17 protein-coding genes are annotated in these 20096 nt (G+C 35.6%); 13 read left to right on the plus strand and 4 right to left on the minus strand.

The features are described 5' to 3' along the window. The first annotated feature begins 1107 nt into the window (after positions 1–1107). The 7 genes from MRY82_06615 (at position 1108) to MRY82_06645 (ending at position 6943) form a co-directional block, all read left to right on the plus strand. Positions 1108–1560 (plus strand): hypothetical protein, encoded by a 453-nt coding sequence (locus MRY82_06615; protein MCI5072594.1) that lies wholly within the window; start codon positions 1108–1110, stop codon positions 1558–1560. An 805-nt stretch (positions 1561–2365) separates the two neighbouring features. Next, positions 2366–2836 (plus strand): hypothetical protein, encoded by a 471-nt coding sequence (locus tag MRY82_06620; protein ID MCI5072595.1) that lies wholly within the window; start codon positions 2366–2368, stop codon positions 2834–2836. Continuing rightward, positions 2812–3558 carry a hypothetical protein gene (locus MRY82_06625; GenBank protein MCI5072596.1) on the plus strand — a complete coding sequence of 249 codons (747 nt, stop codon included), beginning with the start codon at positions 2812–2814 and terminating at the stop codon, positions 3556–3558. Before MRY82_06620 ends, MRY82_06625 begins: the two co-directional genes overlap by 25 nt. A gap of 392 nt (positions 3559–3950) precedes the next feature. Beyond that, positions 3951–4457, plus strand: coding sequence for a hypothetical protein (locus MRY82_06630; GenBank protein MCI5072597.1), 507 nt, complete (start codon positions 3951–3953; stop codon positions 4455–4457). 374 nt (positions 4458–4831) lie between these two features. Next, complete coding sequence (locus MRY82_06635) at positions 4832–5476, plus strand: DUF5343 domain-containing protein (protein ID MCI5072598.1); 645 nt, start codon at positions 4832–4834, stop codon at positions 5474–5476. A 9-nt stretch (positions 5477–5485) separates the two neighbouring features. After that, positions 5486–6064: a Swt1 family HEPN domain-containing protein gene (locus tag MRY82_06640; protein MCI5072599.1), complete on the plus strand. Its 579-nt coding sequence runs from the start codon at positions 5486–5488 to the stop codon at positions 6062–6064. A 207-nt stretch (positions 6065–6271) separates the two neighbouring features. Further along, on the plus strand, positions 6272–6943 hold the full coding sequence (locus MRY82_06645; GenBank protein ID MCI5072600.1) for a HEPN domain-containing protein: 672 nt from the start codon (positions 6272–6274) through the stop codon (positions 6941–6943). A 152-nt stretch (positions 6944–7095) separates the two neighbouring features. Here MRY82_06645 and MRY82_06650 read toward each other — a convergent pair whose 3' ends face one another. From MRY82_06650 to MRY82_06660, 3 genes are all read right to left on the minus strand, one after another. Beyond that, positions 7096–7545 (minus strand): hypothetical protein, encoded by a 450-nt coding sequence (locus MRY82_06650; protein MCI5072601.1) that lies wholly within the window; start codon positions 7543–7545, stop codon positions 7096–7098. A 110-nt stretch (positions 7546–7655) separates the two neighbouring features. Then, entirely contained in the window at positions 7656–9476 is a 1821-nt protein-coding gene (glmS, locus tag MRY82_06655; protein ID MCI5072602.1) for a glutamine--fructose-6-phosphate transaminase (isomerizing), read from the minus strand. Positions 9477–9479: 3 nt separating this feature from the next. Further along, positions 9480–10523, minus strand: a complete 1044-nt coding sequence (locus tag MRY82_06660; GenBank protein MCI5072603.1) for an NTP transferase domain-containing protein — start codon at positions 10521–10523, stop codon at positions 9480–9482. A 93-nt stretch (positions 10524–10616) separates the two neighbouring features. Between MRY82_06660 and MRY82_06665 the strand changes: the two genes are divergently transcribed. From MRY82_06665 to MRY82_06685, 5 genes are all read left to right on the plus strand, one after another. Beyond that, complete coding sequence (locus tag MRY82_06665; protein ID MCI5072604.1) at positions 10617–12854, plus strand: protein kinase; 2238 nt, start codon at positions 10617–10619, stop codon at positions 12852–12854. A gap of 95 nt (positions 12855–12949) precedes the next feature. Then, positions 12950–13873 carry a hypothetical protein gene (locus MRY82_06670; GenBank protein MCI5072605.1) on the plus strand — a complete coding sequence of 308 codons (924 nt, stop codon included), beginning with the start codon at positions 12950–12952 and terminating at the stop codon, positions 13871–13873. 91 nt (positions 13874–13964) lie between these two features. After that, positions 13965–15272 carry a glycine--tRNA ligase gene (locus tag MRY82_06675; protein MCI5072606.1) on the plus strand — a complete coding sequence of 436 codons (1308 nt, stop codon included), beginning with the start codon at positions 13965–13967 and terminating at the stop codon, positions 15270–15272. 61 nt (positions 15273–15333) lie between these two features. Continuing rightward, complete coding sequence (locus MRY82_06680) at positions 15334–16719, plus strand: serine/threonine protein kinase (protein ID MCI5072607.1); 1386 nt, start codon at positions 15334–15336, stop codon at positions 16717–16719. Continuing rightward, positions 16704–18869, plus strand: coding sequence for a hypothetical protein (locus MRY82_06685; protein MCI5072608.1), 2166 nt, complete (start codon positions 16704–16706; stop codon positions 18867–18869). The genes MRY82_06680 and MRY82_06685 overlap by 16 nt, the downstream gene beginning before the upstream one ends. Here the strand turns inward: MRY82_06685 and lspA are convergent. Then, positions 18866–19354, minus strand: a complete 489-nt coding sequence (gene lspA, locus MRY82_06690) for a signal peptidase II (GenBank protein ID MCI5072609.1) — start codon at positions 19352–19354, stop codon at positions 18866–18868. The two genes, MRY82_06685 and lspA, sit on opposite strands and share 4 nt — an antisense overlap. Here lspA and MRY82_06695 point away from each other — a divergent pair. Next, a complete protein-coding gene (locus tag MRY82_06695; protein ID MCI5072610.1) occupies positions 19353–20081 on the plus strand; it encodes a hypothetical protein in 729 nt (242 codons plus the stop codon). The genes lspA and MRY82_06695 overlap by 2 nt on opposite strands. Positions 20082–20096: the final 15 nt, after the last annotated feature.

The following is a 20096-nucleotide window of genomic DNA, read 5'->3' on the forward strand; positions in this document are numbered from 1 at the left end:
GCTCCAATTTGCTGGGGATCTTCTAAAAGAATAATATCTTCCATCATTTGTAATAAAACTTCGTCTCCTTCTTCCTTTGATCTATCACTATAAATTGAATTTCTGTATGGATAAGGATCCGGAACACGAATAACCCATGAGTCATCAGGAGAAAAAAATGTCTTCTTGGATCACCACTCACAGCCATCGCACCAAATGAACTACCATGATACGATCTGTAAATTCCAGTCACAATAAAGAGTGCTCCAAATAACTTCGTTGCTTTCAGTTCTCACGTTGCTAAAGGTTTAATTTTTATAAACTTCCCTAATTTTGATACCTTAGAAAACGCAGAAATATCTACATTTCAAATGGCTATTGATTTTTTCCATGAAATTGGACATCAGGTTCTCATGATTTATCTTTTATCTGATAAGATAATCACATAAGATCCTTCAATATTAGTATTTTCTGGAGCAAAAAACACACTGCGCCCATCATTTAGATCCTTGCATAGTGCTTTTGCCTTACTTTACATGTCAATAGCTGCAAGATCGCTATATGAATACTCGTACACTAACCTTAGCCAGTATTTAAAAACAGAAACTTCTTCATATTCTATAGCATTAAGAAAAAATATAGATGATATAAAGAAGAAGTGTTCATTCACTAAATTTGGTAAACTTATAATTGACGAAATAGACTACTTATGTGACGATCTATCTCATGAATAATAAAGAAAAAGACATTTTATCTAGCTTGCTTGAAAATCAAAAGATTTCTGATGAAGAATATTTACTGATTTCAATTGATACAACACCTAAACGCCCATAATAGATTTTAGTTGGATATTTTTCATCATCTTCAAGAATCTTTTTACCTAAGATCGATTTCTTCTGCGATAAAGATTGAAAAGCCTTTGTGCGCAGTAATTAATCCAGGAATATCTACCCAAAAACACTTTAATGTTGTCTTTCCTCAAAAAGACAAGCCATATAATAAAGAGATTATAGCTAGCTTTCGAGAAAAATATTTAAAAAAAATGTTGAAGGTTATTTTTATGCACTCGAATCAAAATTTGAAAAACTCGCCGATGAAGAGTTTCAGTATTTTTATGCGGAACCTTTTTTGAAAAACTTCAATGAAGAAATATCAAACCTTACTTATGAACAGTGTTATTCTGAAAGTGAATTTTCAAAAATATTAGGTGTAATTTTTTCTTTACCAAAAAATGAAGAAATAACATTTTCTAAAAAACTGGTTTCAGTGTCAAAAAAAATTCGTGTCCAACTTTTTATTGTTAAGCATAATAACAAAGTATGTGGTTGCTTTTCTTTATTTAAAACTAGAAAAAACTATTTTATTTTAGCGAATGCAGGATTAATACAATCTCACAGAAATTTAGGATTGGGTTACGAATTATTTAAAATAATCCGCTATGCATCTACACTTCCTATTGTTCTTGACTCAAAAGAACCTAAACTAACTAATACAATACTTCCAAAAAGTAATTACACCTTTTTGAGCAAAATTTACTTAGTAAGGCTTGAAAAATATTTCAATATCCTTAGCCAACTCTAAAAAATAGATTTATATTCATAAAAATATACTTTGTGATTTAAATAAATATGAATTCCGGGGACAGCTACCGTAATTCTTCTACTCACATAATACTAATTCAGTCAACTATCCCCGGAACTACCTGAATTACGAGAATATAAGGTACCTGGTTACTTTGAGAAGTTGTAAAAAATCCACATTATTTAAAATAAGCAGCTCCCTAAAAAATTATACCTAGAAAAGTTTTATTTTAAAGATTTATCTAGAAAAAACCTGCTCCCAAAAGTAACCGGGTACTTTTCACCTTTTCATTCTGTATTTTTAAGTTGGCCTTTCTTCAAGGCAACTAAATTTTTATTTGTTCTCCAGTACACCTGATCACATCATTGCATGTCTAATTTTTGTACATATATGTATCAATTCTAAACATCTGTTTGTTAACTTTCGATGTGAATGTAAATAATTTGTTGTTAATTATTTAGTTTTGTTCGTCACATATAAGCTAAAACTATGTGGTAACCCCTCTTACGTTTCAAATTACTTACCTGTAATGGTTGTTAAAACTTTGGCATATCAATTGCTTAAAGCTACCCGGTTACTTTGGGGAGTTGTAAAAAATCTACACTATTTAAGATAAGCAACTCCCTAAAAGATTATACCTACAAAAGATTTATTTTAAATATTTATCTAGAAAAATCTAGTCAATAAAGGAACAAAATTAACTATTAAGTTTGAAGAAAGGAAAGGTATGAGAAAATAATGAACATTTATCAATATGTTAAATTCAATTGCTTAACACTAACACATCGTGTTAGAAGGTGGTGATATGAGTTTAGTTATCAAAATAAATATAATATTAATATTCACAGTTCTTTTTTGCTTCATTGTATTGTCTTGTAATAAACAATCTTCTGTAAATCAAAATACTTCCACAGATGACAAAACAAAAATTAAAGATTCTGGCCAAGAAAATGATCAAATTGTGTCTGAAACTGAGGTATATGAGCTATATTCCTATACGAGAAGAGCATTAACTGCTTGTGAATGGCTTGAGGAGAAAGAGCCCGAGCTACTCAAAGCGATTAAAGATGATCCTGAAAAGGCAGATTTTACTTTTGATTTTACTCAAAAAGAGTGCATTCAAGTACAAAATAACAAAGTAGTTATGAAAAATACTAAGAATTGTGTCGATAACTATCAAGTCTTTTTAAATGTCATGTTAAATGTATATGGCATTAAGGATGCCGATAGAGAAAGCTTGATTCATTCAAAATGTATAGAACCTTTTTTCAATTAATTATATTAGCAATTATTTTATTTCAAAATCATTTATTTTCACAAATAATTATTAATGTTGGCCCTAAAGGACCAGTAAAATCAAACCTTTCTTTTGAAGAGCGAATTGAATTATTGAATGACAATGTTATCAATCATGAATATGATTCAGAAGGATATTTGATAATCCGAAATGAAAAAAAGTTAAATAAATATATAAATAGAGCTAAAAACTTTTTATTACAATGCGAGTTCTTTTTCTTTGCATATAATTATAAGTATCAATTTTTAGAAAGAAACGATCTTTTAGGCTTTATTATAAAAAAAAGGACATCTCAAATTGGGAGTGCTTATTTTGACTCTAATACATGCGGCATGTGGGATTATGAAGGTAAGCAAAATCATCTATATTTCAGTGATTACCATGCGAACAGTTTAGTTTCCGATTCTTTAGCTGTGAACTGTAAATGGGAATATCTAATTCCACACGAAGTATTGCATGCAGCCAATATTCTTCATAGAGAACAAGATAAGTTATTCGAACAAATTGGAATTAAGCTAAAAAACGATGTGTTCGATAGAATATTAAAAGAGTGTAAAATTAATCCAGCAGATAAAAATATAGAAATGTGGTGGGTAAACCCAAGATATGATGAAAAAAGACCCATACATGAGTTTGGCTATGGAGGATTGGATAAAGATATTATGCTAGAGAGCAATTTGTATAATGATATTAAATGGTAGTAGATACATGCAATGCCATAAAACAGTTACAAATCGGGTACATTATAGGGTGAATGTTTTTCTAGCTAAACTTTGAAGTCACGAGGTACCCGGTTATTTTGGGTAAGTGTAAAATATCCAAATTATTTAAGATAATTAACTTCCTAAAAAATTATACCTACAAAATATTTATTTTAAATATTGATCTAGAAATAATCTGCTGCCCAAAGTAACTGGGTACTTTTTCTTATTTTATAAATAGTATATACTGATTAGCTGTAGGGTATTAACGAATGATAAAAAATGTCTATAGCTTTAACTTTTCAGATCCAAGAACTTGTATTGGCAGCGTATTAAAATTATGCATTGCAATTCTAATAATTGCTACGCCTGTTTTTTCACAAAATCAAATAATGAATAATTACCCAAGCTGCAAGAGCCTTGAAAATGAAAACATTAAAAAATTAACTCAACATTTAAATGATATTTACGCTACAACGGATTCAAATAAAATCGTACATGCTTATGAAACATTAACTACCAATAGATTTACACCAATCTATTGCATCACCGAATGTAAGTGTTTATTTGATCAGTACACCCAGAGCATTGAATTGTTTGATGACCTTGGCTTTTATGTTTTTGAAATTAACCTTAGACAAAGTAAATATCCTAACAGAGTACAGATGACGACAGGCGAAAAAACCGTTAGCTATAATCACCACACAGCATTATTATTGTACGATCAAAATGATGCCTGTTACTTTATAATTGATCCAATATTACAGAAAATGAAAAATAATATTAAAATTCATACTGCATTAACGCCATCCAAATGGGTAAAACATTTTACAAATATTGAAAATAATCATTTTTCTATACGTCATATAAATAGTTTTTTGTGTTCAGATGAAGAATAGCCTAATTTAAACTTTTTACTTCTGACAATTAACCCTTTTATTAAAAATTAATATATGCACACATCGAAGTCTTTAATATGTTAGTTATTTAAATAATAATATCAATGCTTACCAATTTATATCCAAAATCTAGTAAAATTCAGGACACATCAGGTATTCTTAAAAATCGTCTATAGTAATTGGAATATATAGTGTGTCCCTTGATTTCATATATTTAATTCTAATTCAGTCGACTGTCCCCGGAATTTTTTAATTCTAATTCAGTCGACTGTCCCCGGAATTTGGCTACCTAAAGCACTTTGACGATACATCAAAAAAGTGTTAAATCATCAAAGATAATCAAAAAATAAATTATATAGGCTGGAGAATAAGAAATGGCTAATTTACCTTATGTAAACTCGACTGGAGCCTTGAGAAAATTACTTGAAAAAATTAAAGAAGCTCAAACTCCTCAAACTTTCACACATGATTATTTGAATACTAAACTGGGTATCTCAGAAAGAGCAATGATACCTTTACTAAAAAGAATTAATTTTTTAGACCAAAGCAGTGTTCCAACACTACTTTATAAAAACTTTAGAAATCCAAATAAAACAAAAACAAGCATGGCAGCAGCAATTAAAAAAGGATATAGCGATTTATACTCAATGAATGAGTACGTCCACAATTTATCAGACTCAAAACTAAAAGATTTAATTGTACAAGTTACTGGTAATGATCATGATTCATCTGCGACAAAAGCTACAAAAAACACTTTTTTAGCGTTAAAAGAATTTGCATCTTTTGATGAGCTTGAAAAAACTATAAACGGAAGTGCTCAAGAAAAGAATACAGTGGATGATAGTAATAAACAAATGGCCAATTACAATCCTCAATCAACTAAAAAGGAGGCCTTAGATAATCAAAGTATTGGTCTAAATTTAGGATATACTATAAATTTAAATTTACCAGAAACTACCGACATTGAAGTCTTTAATGCTATTTTTAAAAGTTTATCAGAGCACTTTTTACAAAAGTGAGAAAAATAAATGAAAAGTATTAAAGATCAAGTGAGACTTTTTGGTATGACTACCTTACAGATAGAATCTTCCAAAAAAAAAGTTGAAAAAAACTATAATTTAAGCCTAAGTCCCAAAAAAAATCTTCGTAAAGATAATACTTATTATCCACAATTTGACGAAGTAATTCGAAATAAGGCTAAAATAATGTCTGAGCATTATGAAGTGTTTTATTGTTTAGAAAATTCAATTAGGCAAATTATTAGAGAAGTTATGACTAAAAATTTCGGAAATGCATGGTGGGAAAATGCTGTTGATCAAAATATAAAACAGGAAGTTCAGAAGAGAATCCAAAAAGACCAAGATTCTGGTTTTACTTTGAGATCTGAAGATAATTTAGATTTTTCTAACTTTGGAGAACTTTCTTCAATTATTGAAAAGCAGTGGCAATTATTTGATGATATATTTACAACAAAAAATGCGATGAAAAAGGTAATGGCATCACTCAATACTCTTAGAGGACCAATTGCTCACTGTTGTGACCTTGCAGAAGATGAAATATTGAGGCTTCAATTAACTATAAAAGATTGGTTTCGATTAATGAGCTAACCTTTTAATTCCAGGGACAGTCGACTGAATTATAATTAAATTACAAAAATCAAAAACAAAAGGCATTCTCATCCAAAACCCTGGTGGTGGTCGAAGTACAAGCCACAGACTTACAAACAAGCTTTAGTAATTCAGTCGACTTAATTGTAATTATGCAAATGGGAGAATTACGGTGGCTGTCCCCGGAATTTATTGTATAATTCCAAAATGGAAAAATTAGAAAAAATTAAAAAGAAGTTTAGTGACTTAATTATTACAGGCAATAAATTCTTAGATAACTGTGGACTGGAAAGGGATAATGGTATCCCAATAAGAAGACCTAGCAATGTTGATTATCTTCAATTTAGAACTGAGGCAACAAATTTAGTCAAAAGAGTTTGTGGAGAAGAATCTGTACACTATTATGAATTAAAAAAAATATCAGACGATAAGACAAAAGCCCATAACAGCTATTACTTTAAGGAATGTCTCGGCATTGTCAAAGCTGCTCTATCTGATTACGAAGATGGATTTTTATTTGACCTTAAATCTTTAGTTCAAGCAGAGCTACTTGGTGACTTTATAGATCAGTGTGAAGAACTTTTTGAAAGTAATTATATAAGTGCTGCAGCATCATTATGTGGAGCAGTTTTAGAGGATTCGTTACGTAAATTAAGTTTAAAAAATAATATTAAGATTGATGATAAAACTAAAATAAGTGTATTAAACGCTAACTTAGCAAAAAAAAATATTTATAGTAAACTTGTAAGTAAGCAAATTATTGCTCTAGCTGACATAAGAAATAACGCTGATCACGGACATCACAAGGAGTTTACAGATGATGATGTCAAAAACATGATCAAATATACAAAGCGATTTCTCGTAGACTTTTTAGGTTAATTCATTTGAATCCATTTCTCATTGGAGAGTTTAAAATCAACTTTATTTTTTTGAAAAGGCGCTTTGCTATAATTATGCAGGCTTTATTGATCAATTGACTGAAGTTTGGTGAAAATCCAACTCCATTCCACAAACAATGTTATTTATTTTCATTATTCTTTTTCTGAGTAACATGTCACTGATATTCCCAACATCTTACCTCTCGATTTATATATGAAGTTATTTGCATCATACACGGGATCTTTACTATAAACAGATTTAGAACATCCTACTGCATTATTGCTTACTATTACGTCACCAACTCTGCATTCAACCCATATTCTTTCTGAGTTTGTTATTCCTAATTTACTTTGCTCCTTAGAGATTTTATCAATGTCATATTGAAACTGACATGAAGTATTTATCTCTTTATTATTTACACCATTTTGAATTAATTTATTTATATTACTATTAGTATATGAAGATTTTTTTCTATTTATAGGTTGCCCATAGACTTTTTCAATATCAATTTTCCATTGAATTACATTTGACGAACTATTGGCAAATAGATTAAAAACAAATACGAATAAAGAGAATATAAGGAAAATTTGATAACGTTTCATAATATAAATTATACATAGAATTAATACTTTTGGTAATTTTCAATTAAAAATTTTATTCACTATAAAAATAAAAATCTCTAGTTACTACTTGGGATAATCCACTCTCTCCCCTACTCCACCGTAACAGCCTTAGCCAAATTTCTGGGCTGATCCACATCCAAGCCCTTTTGATCCGCTACATGATACGCAAAGAGCTGCAGCGGAATGTTTTCTAGAATGGGCCTGATTAAGGTGTGGCATTCTGGGATGCGTAAACAATCATAGTTTTGATCCAGCTTTAAATCTTGTACCTGTTTTTCAGTACATACAATCAAGACTTTGGCATCCCTGGATTTAACCTCTTCTATGTTGGATAAAGTTTTTTCTTGATGAATACCCTCACCCAAAATGGCCATGACTGGCATGTTTTGATCTATCAGTGCAATGGGACCGTGCTTCATTTCTCCGGCGGCATAGGCTTCTGCGTGAATGTAAGAAATTTCTTTAAGCTTTAAAGCACCTTCAAGGGCTATGGCATAAGCATCTCCACGGCCTAAAAATAAAAAACTAGAATACTGCATGTACTGCTGCGCCATGGAAGCCAAATTAAGGTTTAAATCTATGCACTGCTGTACGGCTTCTGGCAGATGCAAAATAGCATGCACCAGCTCACTGACCTTGTCTTTACTCTTAGCCTGTAACATATGCACACACAGCATGGCCAGAACCGACAGTTGCGTTGAAAAAGCTTTGGTAGACGCCACACCAATTTCTGGACCGGCTTGCGTGTACAAGACATAATCAGCGGCTCTGGCAATGGAGCTGTCCATGTTATTGCAAATGGCCAAGCAAGTTGCATTTTTATCTTTGGCTTCATGCAATGCGGCCAAGGTGTCTGCGGTTTCTCCAGACTGGGATATGCCCACCCATAAGGTTTTATCATCTAAGATGGGGTCATTGTATCTAAACTCAGAAGCCAACTCCACATCACAAGGAATTCTTAAGTACCGCTCAAACCATTGTTTGGCCAATAGGCCAGAGTGGTAGGATGTTCCGCAAGCACAAAAAACTATTTTGTTGAATTCTTCTGTATCTAAGCCATCCAACTCAGACAAGCTGACTTTGGCTTCTTGCTCACTGATGCGTGAGCGCATGCTGTCAGCAATGGCTCTGGGTTGCTCTAAAATTTCTTTGTACATGAAGTGCTTGTGGCCATCTTTTTCTGCGGCTATGCGTGACCAGGTGATTTTTTTTACTTGGTAGTCTAATTCATTATTATTAAAGTCTTTAAGCGTCAGCTGGTCTTTTTCTATGATGGCCATTTGATGATCTTCTAAAATCACCACATCTTGCGTGTATTCTAATAAAGCGGGGATATCTGAGGCCAAAAACATTTCATTGTTGCCCACTCCCACTATTAAAGGACTGGCATTTTTAGCCACCAAAATTTTTTCTGGCTCAGTGGTAGACATGGCGGCAAAAGCAAATGAACCTCTGAGTTGCGCAATACTAGTTAATACTGCCTGCTCAAAATCCAGGCCATTGTGTTTCATGTTGCACTCTATCAACAGTGGAATGATTTCTGTGTCTGTCTCTGAGCTAAACTGTGCGCCCTTGTTGATTAAGTTTTGTTTGATCTCTAAATGGTTTTCTATGATGCCGTTATGCACCACCACCACATGCTCTGCCCGGTGTGGATGGGCGTTTTCATCACTGGGCTTGCCATGCGTGGCCCAGCGGGTATGGCCTATGCCCACATGACCGGGGGCAGATTCATGTTCCAGTTTTTTTTCTAGCTCTACCAACTTACCCTTGGCCCGAATCACCGAGATATCTTGATCTAAAACCGCAATTCCCGTTGAGTCATAGCCCCGGTATTCTAGTTTTTTTAAATTGTTGATGACAATATCTTTGGCGTTTTGCTCACCAATGTAACCGGCAATTCCACACATGGCCTATTCTTCTCCTAAAACTGTGTTGGCCCCTAGCTTTACACCCTCACCCAGATTTGCATGATACACACTGCAATTGTTGGCAACCTTGACATGATCACCCAATTGGCTGTTAATGATGCAAGTGCCTGAAGCAATGTGGTTGTTTTTACCCAGCTCGCTTTGCCCTCTCACAATAACCTCGCCCTGCAAAGCAGAATCTTGGCCAATTTTAACTTCTGATTCAAGCGTGATGCTGGCTGGATCTTCTAAATGAACGCCGTTATCCAGAAAATAAGAGGCTTTTTCATCCAAAAAGAAACGAGTGACATCAGCCAAGGCGCTTCTGTCATTGACGCCCATGATTTCTAAAGACTCTTTTAAAACCATGCGTCCCACGCGTAAATTTTGGCTGCGGGCCATTTCTACCAAATCGGTCAAATACAGCTCATTTTGTTTGTTGGCTGGCTTAAGCTGCGTGATATTCTCCCATAAAAATTTGGAATCATAGATACCTATGCCGGTATTGATTTCACAAATTTCACGTTCATAGGCTGTGGCATCACGGTGTTCTACTATTTTGGATACGCTGCCATCGGCATTGACAATCACCCGACCATAGCCATCAGGATCGTCCATTTCAGCGGTAAGAATGGTTAAGGCATGCTTGGCAGATTCATGCATCATCCACAAACGGCGCAAAGTTTCCACTCTAATCCCAGGGATATCCCCATACAAAACCACAATGGGCCCAGAAAAATCAGCAAAGCTGTCTTTGGCTCTGGCCACAGCATCGCCTGTGCCTTTGGGATTATCTTGCATCACCCAATCAATGTTTTTTTCAGCCTTGAAATAATTTTGCACTTGATCGGCCTGATGGCCAATAACAACGGCTGTTTTTGATGCTTGCAATTGTTGCGCAGTGCGAATAACATAGTGAAGCATGGGTTTTCCTGCTATTTTGTGCAATACTTTTGCAATATTGGAGTCCATGCGAGTTCCCTTGCCGGCGGCAAGGATAATGGCAGCCAATGGGTGCTCAGGATGTTGGTGCTGTGGTGATGTCATAATGAATATGCGTTATAAACTGAAGTTAGGCAGTAGACAAGGAATAAAAATTGCGCACACAACTAGAAAAAAGCGAGGAAAAACAAAAGCTTAATGTCTTATAGATATCCGATAAAATTTGGTAAATACCTGCTTACCCGTAGAATTGCCGTTGGCGGTATGGCTGAAGTCTTTAAAGCCAAACTCTATGGCCCCAGAGGCTTTGAAAAAACCTTGGCCATCAAGCGTATTTTGCCAGAATTCAGTGAAGATGAAGATTTTGTGGCCATGTTTGTGGATGAAGCCAGAATTTCATCCAAGCTTCATCATGGAAACATTGTTCAAGTCTTTGATTTTGGTCAAGTTGAAGATGCTTATTATCTGGCCATGGAGTTTGTTGATGGCAGCAATCTTAAAAATCTATACAGAAAAACCTTAAAATCTCAGAATCTGTTTCCAAGACATCTGGCTATATATATTGCCTTACAGGTTGCTAAAGCCTTGGAATATGCCCATCAAATCAAGCAAGATGATGATGACAATACGCTTGAGTTGGTTCACAGAGATATCAGCCCACAAAATATTTTAATAGCACACGATGGCCAAGTCAAACTCACTGATTTTGGCATAGCCAAAGCCAGCATTAAACTGTCCAAAACTCAACCGGGCAAGGTTCAGGGTAAGTTAAGTTATATGTCACCTGAGCAAGCCATGGGCAAAAACCTGGATAGACGGTCAGATATCTTTTCTTTAGGCATCATTCTTTATGAATTAATTTCTGGTGAAAAAGTCTACAGCTCTGAAGACACCCGTGAACGTTACAAACGCATCCGCAAAGCCCAAATTGAGCCTTTAAAATCCCTAGCACCTGATATTTCTGACTACCTCAATCAAAGCATCATGCAGCTCTTGGAAAAAGACCCGTGGGCACGCCCCAATAACTGTTCAGAAGTGATTCAAAAACTATCTGAATCTATTAAAAAATACAGCATGGATGAGCTGGCTTCAGAGCTATCGACATTAATGCACAGCCAGTTTCCCAAAGAAAGCAGCACTGAGTCCAGCCAGCTCAACAAAACCCCTTCTTTATTGGATGTACCCGGCCATTTAATTGAAGAGATCTCAGCTCAAACAGAAGTGCGCCCCGATGATTTAAGCTCTATTGATCACGAAGTAGAGCAACAAAACGTTAAAAAAGAGCCCCTACTCTTACACAAAATCAAAGAGTGGTTTCAAATGGCCTCTATATATTTGTTTGAGGGCCAAAGAAAAAAATACACTTTTGGACTGCTCATTATTATGCTCTTTATCAGTGTTGCCAGTTCTTTTTTTCTTAACACCTTTAATTCTGCAAAACCTAAGCGTGCAGCCATTGAAAAGCCCGCAAGCCCTAATCAAGAACCAAAAAATCCGATTGTAAACGATCAAACTCAAGAAGATCAAAATAGACCAAGCCCAGATCAAGACCTTGAAGAACTGAGTTCCATTACACAAAAAGATCCCCCTAATCTTGATGAAAGCCAAAGCAACTTTTCTGACAATGAACAACCTCGTTCTGTTGGCTCTGGCAATGATGTTAAAACCATAGTCCAACTCAAACAAAGACAAGAAAAAATCCACCAAGACCTGGAAGCTGAACAAACCATTCAAGAACTGCAAAAAGACCTTGCCAGCCTTAAGCAAGAAAACCAAGAAAAAGCCCAAGCTTTAGAGCAAGCCCTGGATGAACTGGAATCGCTAAAAAAAGGGACTCAACAAGAAGTGGTCAAGCAGTGTCCTTCTGGCATGAAAAAAGTTCAAGGAGGTTCTTTTGAGTATGGTTCTGATGAAAATGATCCTGATCGCAATGACCTAACCGAGCCCTTAGCCAAAGAAAGCAAAGTTAAAACCTTTTGCATGGATCAATTTGAGTACAGCACTCAAAAAAACTCTCTGCCCAGAGTCAATGTTTCTTGGCAAAGAGCCTTAGAGTCCTGTCAGCAGCAGAAGAAAAGGCTGTGTACGGCAGTTGAGTGGGAATATGCATGCAAATCTTTAGAAGATAGCAAGTACGGTTTTTCAACATCTTTTGAACAAAGCCAATGTGCCATTCAAAATGACACATTTGAAACCCAAACACTGCAAAACAATTCAAGCAAGAGTGCCTGCAAAAACAGTTTGGATATTTATAACCTCAGCGGCAATGTTCTTGAGTGGACACAAAGCTCAGGGAAACATAGCCCCAATAGCTATGTTGCTAAGGGTGGTTCAATGCAAAGGCCTCTATACCAAGCCCGTTGCTCTGCACAAATTGAACTGGACGCCGACCTACAAGAGCCTGACTTGGGCTTTAGGTGTTGCAAAAACTTCTAAGGGGCCATATTCTTAAGGCCTCAAGCAAAAAATGAATCGCAGAACTGCACTATCTGTTTGCAAGCTTGCGCATAAACAGACATAATAGAAGTTATATGTTTTATCAACGTTACTTTTTATTGCTCGTTTTCTCTTTACTCTCTGTGATTCATGCTGGCAGTATTGTTGTCATCCAAGGCAATCACACGGCCTTTGGTCAGAAATATTTTGCTGGCTTCTCTTCTTTGGTGAAGCACAAGGTCTCTGCTTATAAATACAGTCCTGACAGCGAGCTGTCCCTGATGGGTAAAATTCATAGTATCAGACCAGATTTAATCATGACCATAGGTGCTGTCCCCTTGCAAAAGCTCCTTAAAAAGTTTTCAACCACGCCCATCATTGCTGCTGACTACTACGATGGCACATTAAAAGCCAAAGCCAATTTAGTCATGCTTGGCCAAGCGCAACCCATTGAACATGCCTTTGATATTGTGGACATGGTTTTTAAAACACCCATCACCTGGGGTGTTATTTATGATCCAAAGTATTCTCAAGCCGATTACGATGCTATCACCGCTCTGGCAAAAAAAAAGAACATTAAAGTTTTGGCGGTAAAAGCCGATAAAATTATTGATATCAAATCTGCTCTACCGGCATTTAAAGGAAAAATTCAGGCTTTTCTTCAACTCAGAGATATTACACTCAATCACCCCGATGCCAATGAAGCCATTGGTAGCTTTTGCCAACAAAATGGCATTGCCTGGGTATCTTTAAACCCCTACAATGCCACGCAATACACGCCACTTTTTAGTGCCAGCATAGACCCCATTGTTTTAGGAGAAAAGGCCCACCGTTTGGCTGATAATATTATCAGCACCAATACCCTTTCAAAATACACCACGCCCAAAGAAACCCATTCTGAAATCATCAGCACTTTATCCATGAGTACTTTATCAAAGCTGGGTGTTTCTAATGATCACATCTTAAATGTCCTCAACAGCATAACCAATCAAGGTATCCGTGTTCTTCTGGTCAAGTAAAGCTTTCTACAACTTTGCAATTTAAATAATCTCTGGTAAGAGCAAGCTTTGCCTTTGTAAATTTGTTTTAAAGAAAAGAGCTCTAAGATTTATGACCCAAAAACCTGCAAAAAAAGACACCTCCATGGAAAAAATTGTTTCCTTATGCAAAAGAAGAGGCTTTATTTACCCTTCCAGTGAAATTTATGGTGGCCTCAACAGCTGCTATGATTATGGTCCCTTAGGCATTGAATTAAAAAAACGCATCAAGGATTACTGGTGGAACTCCATGGTGAGAAGCCAACAAAACATTGAAGGCCTGGACAGCTCTATCTTAATGCATCCTACCATTTGGCAAGCCTCTGGCCATGTAGAAAATTTTACTGACCCTATGGTAGATTGTAAAAATTGCAAAAGCCGTTATCGTGCTGATCAGCTTGAAAATCCAGACCAATGTCCCAATTGTAAAAAAAATGAACTGACTGAAGCTCGTCAATTTAATCTGATGTTCAAAACGTTTATGGGTCCTGTTGAAGACAGTGCCAATGTTGTATTTTTACGTCCAGAAACTGCCCAGGGTATTTATGTTAATTACCAAAATGTTTTAACCACTTCCAGACAGAAATTGCCTTTTGGCATAGCACAAATTGGTAAAGCGTTTCGCAATGAAATTACGCCTGGCAATTTCACCTTTAGAACCCGTGAGTTTGAACAAATGGAAATGCAATATTTTGTTAAGCCCGGACAAGATGATCAAGAACTTGAAGCCTGGAAAGAAAAACGTTGGCAGTGGTATTTAAGCCTTGGCATAAATCCAAAAAAATTACGCTTTCATCAACACACCGAAAATGAATTGGCTCACTATGCCAAGGGCGCGTTTGATATTGAGTATGAATTTCCTTTTGGTTGGCATGAGCTTGAAGGCATCCATAACCGCACAGATTTTGATTTAAAACGTCATGAAGAATATTCCAAAAAAAATCTGCACTACTATGATGAAGCCAGTAAAGAAAAATACCTTCCTTACATTATTGAAACTTCCGCAGGTTGTGATCGCAGTATCTTATCTGTTTTATGTGATGCCTATCATGAAGAAGAAGAGCGGGTGGTTATGAAATTTTCGCCTAAGCTTGCGCCCATTCAGATAGCTCTGTTGCCTTTGGTTAAAAAAGACGGTTTACCTGAAAAAGCCAAAGCTGCTCAAGCCAATATTGATTCACAGTGGGTCAGCTTCTATGATGAAAGCGGTTCCATTGGTAAACGTTACCGCCGTCAAGATGAAATTGGCACACCCTTTTGTGCTACCTTTGATCACGACAGCAATGAAAAAAATACGGTGACTGTTCGTCATAGAGATAGCATGCAGCAAGAGAGTGTTCATATTGATCAACTGAACCAATTTCTAGCGGATCATATATAAGCAATAAATCACAATGAACTTGGGTGAATATCACATAGTGGCAAAAATTGGCCAAGGTGGTATGGCCGAAGTTTTCAAAGCAAGCAAAGCAGGGGCAAAGGGATTTAAAAAAACCTTTGCCTTAAAGAGAATTTTACCCCCTTTCTCAGACAAAAAACATTTTACCAACATGCTTTTTGATGAGGCTCACCTTCAAGCACAACTCAATCATCCCAATTTAGTTCAAGTCTATGACTTTGCTCATGATCAAGAGCAGTATTATTTAATTATGGAATATGTTGATGGTATTTCTCTAAGAGATCTAAGTCGTCAACTTTGGGCTAGGCATGAAAAGATCCCCTGGCAGGTTAGTCTTTATACCATCAGCCAAATGTTAAAAGCTTTGCAGTATATTCATCACAAAAAAAATGAATCTGAATCACTGAATATTGTTCATCGTGATGTGAGTCCACAAAACATTTTATTGGCCCGCAATGGTCAAGTCAAACTGGCTGACTTTGGCATTGCTTGGTCAACACTAAAACAAGAGCAAACGCGATCCGGTGTACTCAAAGGCAAAACATCCTATTTGTCACCTCAACAATTAAACAATACGCCCATCACTGCTTTTACAGATATTTTTGCTACTGCTATCATTCTTTATGAGCTGATCTGTCAACGCAATCCCTTTCTTGGCCAAAGCGATTATGCAACCATGAAAAATATTGAAGATCTCAATTATATTAACTCAAAACAACTTGCACCCGATGTTCCACAAAATATCCATCAACTTCTCAACAGTATTTTAAGTTGTAATGACCTTGATTTATCTGCACAAGACATGCTCATGCAAATAAACGCCATTCAAGAAAATGACTGGCTGTTAAATGGTGATATTTTATTTACAACTTGGCTAGAGCAACAAAGCCTCATCACTGAAGACAGCAAACATGAAGCCTTAGATAAAACAATTTTTTTAACGCACCCTCATACGCAAACCCATAAAACAAAAATCTCTAAAAAAACACCCTACTTTGTACTCTTCTTTACAACTTCATTGCTTGTGATTGTATTGTGGCATCAAGGCTACTTTCAAGAGAAGCTACAGCATAAAACACCTCAACAGGTTTTAGACAAAAAGAAACCACCTAATACAGCGAAACAATCAAGCACTCCTGTTGCTGTAGCAAAGCCTGTAGCTAAAAACAATAAAAAGAAACCGCAAGACTTTTTAAAAAAAAGGCCTCTGCCATCATCTAAAAAGCTATCCAAAGTAAATTTTATAGGGCCAGAGGGATCAACCATTGTAATCAACGGTGAACATAAACAGATTTTACCTGCGCATGCCCTTAAACTAGAGGCTGGAACTTATCTTGTACAATGGACTTTAAAAACTGGGCAGAACAAGATTAAACGCATACAATTAAAAGAAGACAGCACAAAAATATTGCTATGGCATTCTTTTTAAAACATAAAGTTCTTCTCTTTTTTTATACAATCCTTGCTGCTTTTTTATATTATATTGGCCAAAGTAGTTTTTTATTTAATTTTGATTATGAATTTTTCTTTATACTCAATGTTTTTTTGTCTTTTCATATTCTTGTTTTGCATTTACGCAAACCCGGTCAGGCTAATGTTAAACATATTTTACTGAGCTTTGCTATTGCTATAGCGGTATGCTTTACAGTCAATTTAATCAATCACTCCATATGCAGCTTTCAAGACAGCTTATACTGGTTTACTGTCCAAAGCCTAAGTGCTTTGCTGGCTAACCTTGCCCTTTTTAAAGTCTGCCAATATCTTTTTCCAAATCAAACACTAAGACGATGTTTAACACACATACTGTTTATCATTTTACTCAGTCTACCTGTTGTTTATGATTTAATATTCAGTCCACAGTTATCTTTTTTTCATATTGTATTTGGCTATTACCATGGTCCTATTTACGATGCATATATTCCAAAATTAGCCTCATTTTTATTGTTCCGAACATGGACCAGCATTATTGCCCTTTATGTTATTTGTTTTTTTTCTTACCAAAAACTACGCCTGTTTAATCCAAAATTTAAAACTGCATTGATGCTGATACTTGTGGGCTTACTCATAATTCCTCTTACTCTAAGGCATTCTCTTGGCTGGGTTCAAAGTTATACAAGCATACAAAAAACCTTAAACCAACATCTTGGCCTTGGCCCTGTTCATCTCTATTACAGTCCAACAAGCTATACACCCCAACAAGCAAAGGTTTTATTAAAAAGTTTGCATTTTGAATACATGTTTTTGGCAAATACCTTAGGGCTTAAAAAGGAAGTCTTAAGCTCAGTCAATGTTTACATTTATCCTGATCAATACACCAAAAAAAAACTCATAGGCAGTGGCTTAACCCTTATTGGAAACGCCATGCAAAACAGCATGCACGCTCTTCCTATTAGCCCTGACAATTCAATTTTACGGCATGAACTTGCTCATATTATTTTAAGACCCTATGGTTTTTATGGTTTATCTACATCCCCCGCTCTTATTGAAGGCTTTGCTACCAGCTTAGAATATGAGCGGCATGGTTTATCGGTTCATGAATGGAGCAAAGTTATAGCAGAAAAAAAATTAGTCCCATCTCTGCAAACTCTTTTTTCCCCAAGTGGTTTTTGGTCTCGCAACAGCTATGTCAGCTACCTTTATACCGGTTCTTTTATGCGCTGGCTTTTACAGAACTTTCCCAAAGATAAAGTTTTGGCCAGTTATGCTGGAGGGAACTTTAAAAAGCATCTTAAGCAAAGTCTTTTAGATCTTGAACAACAGTGGCTCAAATTTATTGCATCCATTGATATTTCCAAACAAGCTCAAGAAAAAGCCTTGTTTTTTTTACAACAAAAACCCATCACTCAAAAAAAGTGCCCGCATCAGGTAGCCTGTATCCAAAAACAACAAAAAAGCTGTGCTGATCTAAACTGTAAAACAACATATCAAAAAACCATCATTCTATATTCAAAAAACGGTGCCATTCGTCCTCAATTAAAATTACTCCGCTACTATCTAACACAGGGAAAATTGGCCTTGGCAAAGCCGCTGATTAAAAAATTAAATTATGAAACGCTTAACCGTCAACAAAGATATTATCTGGATTTAATGCATACAGACTATTACCTTTTAAATGGGAATAAACTTGCAAGCCAAGCCCTGCTCCTTGAACTCCAAGAACAGCTCACTGAGGATATTGAAAATAATTTAAACCTTTTTATTATACATCAACATCTCTTATTTAGATTAGACAACCTAAGCTCAAGTGCTTTACCTGCTTGGCTAAAATCTTATTATCAGAAAAAATCAGTACCTGACTTGGCTTGGGAAGACTTAAAGGCAAATCCCATGTTTTATTTGGTTTTGATGTTTCAATATCAAGATTTTTCAGCCTACCCAGAATACCGGCAACAGATCAAATCTATTCAAGCCCAACAGCAACTATTTTTATTAAGGCTTCAAGCTCAAGCTAGCAGTTCACTTTTTAATTGGGATGAGGCTATAGCTGCTTATACTCAATTATTGAATCATCACAGTTATACAAATGGAGAACGATTTTACTATCAGCAACAATTAAATCGTATCAAAAGCCTACGCTAATTGCTGGCTTTGTTAAAAAACAAAGTATCAATGGCAAAAAGAATGGCACCAATGGTAATGGCAGAGTCTGCTACATTGAATGCTGGCCAATGATGTTTGCCAATAAAAACATCTAAAAAGTCAATCACATAGCCCAAACGTATACGATCAATAATATTGCCCATAGCGCCTGCAAAAATCAATGTGGCTGCCCACTTGACCCAAGCACTTTTTCTTTCCATGCTATAAAACATATAAAATAATACGCCTAAAGCTAGAAAACTACTCAGATGAAATACCCAGCGCGGCCAATTGTGCCCTATACTGAACGCAGCCGCTGGATTATGCACCAGGGTAAAATGAAAAAAACCTTTAATCACTGGCCAAGACTCTCCCAATTGCATATTTTTTGCAAAGTAAGCCTTGCTTATGGCATCTAAAATCAATACCAATACAAAAACCAAAATATACTTTAAAGATTCTTTATTCAGCAGATTCGTTTTCATGCGCTCCTTTTATGTTAATTTTAGCCAATTCACCAGTAAGATCCATGCATTTTATGAAAAATATTGCCTGGTTTCCTTACAATACCTAATTCCTTTTCATTGTATTTTTTGCCAGCGCCCCATTCAATATAAAAAAGACAGTTTAATGCTGTGTGATTTATGCACAATTCAGTACCATCAACCGTCTTATCAAATCACACTCCTTAAAAAACCTTTGCAGTACTTTCATCACATCAATCTTTTTCTTTATGACCATCAATGTCGTCAGAGTCTCATCCGAGCAAAATTTAAACATTCTTACCCTGATATTAAAGTATTCATTACTGCAGCAAAACGCTACTTAAAACAAAACCTGATTTGTGACCAAGACGCTCAATCTTCTATTTATATCTGTACTGTTCCTGGTGTAAAACAAAGGCTTATTAAAAGAAAGTTTGATCTGCTGTATTATATAGGTAAGCAATTGGCCAAACACATGTCTGTTGCGTATAAACCGAGTCTCATCAAGCGTATAAAAAACACACCTGCTCAGAAAAATCTTAGTTTGGCCCAGAGGCAAAAAAATCTGCAAGGTAGCTGTAAAATCACACAAAATTTGCGCAATAAACATATTATCTTAATTGATGACATCTATACCAGTGGCTCAACGGTATCGTATATCAGTCATATTTTACTCAAGGCTGGCGCTCAACAGGTTTATGTTCTCAGCTTGGCTATAAAACCTTAAATCTGTATTGATCAT

The organism is bacterium (assembly GCA_022763185.1).
Taxonomy (GTDB): Bacteria; Bdellovibrionota_G; JALEGL01; order JALEGL01; family JALEGL01; genus JALEGL01.